The sequence below is a fragment of the Streptomyces sparsus genome, assembly GCF_054776295.1.
The window spans coordinates 1-1,357 of the sequence record NZ_BAAHCA010001151.1 but is presented as its reverse complement, the minus strand read 5'-3'; the positions used below and the strand labels follow the sequence as shown (position 1 = coordinate 1,357).

Sequence of the window (1,357 nt, the reverse complement as noted above, 5' to 3'; positions counted from 1 at the left end):
CACCCCAGCTCCCGGGCCCGCAGTGCCCAGCGCAGCCGGTCGCGGCGCACCGGCGGCAGCAGCGTCGCCGCCTCCGCCTCGTCGACGAAGCGCCAGCCGCGGAGTTCGGCGCCCGGCAGCAGCAGCTCCGCGGCTTCGTCCGTGCCGAGCCGGCCCCCGTCGAAGAGCAGGCGCAGCCCGCCGAAACCCGGTGGCGCGGGCGGCTCCCAGTCGATCACCAGCAGCCGCGGCTCACGTTCCAGGGTGAGGCCGAGTTCCTCGGCCACCTCCCGCACCCCGGCCCTGGCCGGCGCCTCCCCGGGCTCGACGACACCGCCGGGAAACTCCCAGCCCGGCTTGTACGTGGGATCGACGAGCAGCACCCGGTCCTGCTCGTCGAACAGCAGCACCCCGGCGGCGACGGTCTCCGCCGCCGGTTCGGGACTCTGCACGATGTCGCACGCGCCGCCGCCGTCCCGGAAGGCGGCGGCGACGTGCTCGGCGATGCGCCGGGGGGTGAGCGTGGCGACGTCCACCCGGCACGCGTCCGACGCCAGCCAGGGCAGCGCCCGGCCGTAGTCGCCGAGCCGGCGCAGCCGCCACCCGCGCGCCTCCTCGCTACCGGGGGTCGAGGGCCGGTCTATCCGTTCCCGAAGGATCGTTTCATCCGCGTCCAGCAGGAAGTGGCGCACCTCGATGCGACGGGCGGCGAGACCACCGAAGATCTCGTCGCGGTACTCCTGGCACAGCAGCGTCATCGGCACCACGAGCGGGCCGGGGACCTCGGTGAGCAGGGCGGCGGCGGTGTCGACCACCAGCCGGCGCCAGGAGGGCAGGTCCTGGAAGTCGTCGACCTGTCCGAGCCGTTCCTTGGGCAGCATCCGCCGCAGCCCCGCGCCGACCAGCTCCGGTTCGAACAGCGTGCTGTCGGGAAGCAGTTGCACGAGTTCCTGAGCCGCAGCGGTCTTGCCGGCACCGAAGGCGCCGTTCAGCCAGACGATCACGGGTTCCCCTCTTCACTCGCCCCCCGTTCAGTGCCCGCAACACCCTGCCACGGAAACGCGCGCCGCCAAGGGTGCATACGCCGGGCGCGGCAGTGCCGGGGAGGCGCTAACAGCGCACGCCGGGGAGCGTGCGGCAGGCGGCAGCCGCGCCGACCAGCCCGGCGTCGGTCCCGATGGCCGCCGGAACGACCTCCAGCCCCCGGACGAACGACAGCGTGGCGTAGTCGCGCAGGGCTGCTCGCAGCGGGTCGAACAGCAGGTCCCCCGCCTGGGCGACACCGCCGCCGATGACCGCGATGTCGATCTCCACGAGCGCGGCGGTGGCGGCCACGGCCGCCGCGACGGCTCTGGCGGCCCGCTCGAAGGAGCGCAGC

The 1,357-nt window shown here is 74.5% G+C and carries 2 protein-coding genes; both read right to left on the bottom strand.

The window, feature by feature from the left end:
* On the bottom strand, positions 1–983 hold a 983-nt coding region (locus tag ACYVE9_RS27055), incomplete at its 3' end, for an NUDIX hydrolase (RefSeq protein WP_461030523.1).
* A gap of 106 nt (positions 984–1,089) precedes the next feature.
* The coding region (locus ACYVE9_RS27050; protein ID WP_461030522.1) for an ROK family protein at positions 1,090–1,357 on the bottom strand (268 nt) is incomplete at its 5' end.